Annotated in this window: 2 protein-coding genes; both read right to left on the bottom strand. The window is 69.0% G+C overall.

The features are described from left to right. On the bottom strand, window positions 1-530 hold a 530-nt coding region (locus tag BIV01_RS12705; RefSeq protein WP_139199347.1), incomplete at its 3' end, for an NAD-dependent epimerase/dehydratase family protein. Window positions 531-588: 58 nt separating this feature from the next. Continuing rightward, entirely contained in the window at window positions 589-1,236 is a 648-nt protein-coding gene (locus tag BIV01_RS12700; protein ID WP_083414019.1) for a hypothetical protein, read from the bottom strand. Between the last annotated feature and the right edge of the window lie 121 nt (window positions 1,237-1,357).

Raw genomic sequence — 1,357 nt, 5'->3', positions numbered from 1 at the left:
CGCATCCGTGCGACCGCGGTCCAGCCGCCCGTCAGCGGGAGCTTCGTCTCGTCGTAGGTGTGCGACGGCCGGATGATCGTCACCGGGAAGTCCTGCTCCCGGTACGCCGTCATCAGCAGCTCCTCGCACGCGATCTTGTCCCGCGAGTACTGCCAGTACGGGTTCTTCAGCGGCGTCGACTCCGTGATCGGCAGGTGCGTCGCCGGGGTCTGGTACGCCGAGGCCGAACTGATGAACACGTACTGCCTGGTCCGCCCGGCGAAGAAGTCGACGTCGGCCTGCACCTGGTCCGGCGTGAAGGCGATCCAGTTCACGACGACGTCCCAGTGGCGGTCGCCGACCACCTCCGCCAGGGCGCTCCGGTCCGAGACGTCGGCCTGGAGCCGCGTCACACCCTCCGGGATCGGCCTGCCCCCGGTGGTCCCCCGGTTGAGCACGGTGACGTCGAACCCCTGCTCGACGGCTTCGCGGACACAGGAGGCACTGATCACCCCGCTGCCGCCGATGAACAGCACGCTGGCTCCCGACATGGACGCTCCTTCGCTCCCGGCGGTGCACCACTGCACCGCAACCCTTCCGATCCTGCACCTACCTGTCGGGACGGGCGCGGAGCACGGCTCGGAGCGAGGTGGTGTCCGCCGCCCACGCCGCCGCGTGCGGGCTGATCCAGCCGAGCAGCTCGAGCGCGTAGTCGTGGTCCCGCTGCAGGTCACGTGCGTGGATCGGTTCGTGGTGCGCCGCCCGGTTCCGCACGAAATGCAGCTGCTGCAGTCGGCCACGTACCTCCCGTTGTCGCGTCAAGGAGTCCGCAGGTCCGTGCGGGAACGCCCGGTGGAGCGCGGGTGTCCATAGCGCGGTCAGGTACCGCGACTCGACGAGGTACCGCCAGAACCCGAAGCCCAGCTCCGCGATGACGCGTCCGTGCACTTCGTCGCGCCGTCCGTCTCGACTCGCCCGAGCCCGTGCCTTCGCCAGGTCAGCGCGTCCGCGAGCGTCGAGCGGAGCGACGTCGAACCAGGGCTTCCGGGTTCGATCCGCCGTCCAGGCGCGGAGCTCCTGGTCGAGTGCGTTGCGAGCGACCACCTCGACGACGCCGGTGAGTTCCATGACCGACGCCGCGGCGCGCATGTTCCACTCGTACAGCCGCAACGCGCCGGTCGGGGCCCCGGTCCGCTCGGTGTACGAACGGAGCCGGTCGGCCGTGATCAAGCGCTCGAGCTCGTCTTCCTGCATCACACCCCTGTCTGCTACCGTTGTCCACGAAGACCCCGGAACGATCACTGGCCCAGGCCACATCGCCGGGGTTTCGTCTTTGCCCATCGCGCCTGAAACATCAGCGTACAGTCACTGGCTCGCA

The organism is Curtobacterium sp. MCBA15_013 (genome assembly GCF_001865095.1).
GTDB lineage: Bacteria > Actinomycetota > Actinomycetes > Actinomycetales > Microbacteriaceae > Curtobacterium.
The sequence above is the reverse complement of the archived record's forward strand: the minus strand, read 5'-3'. Positions and strand labels throughout refer to the sequence as shown.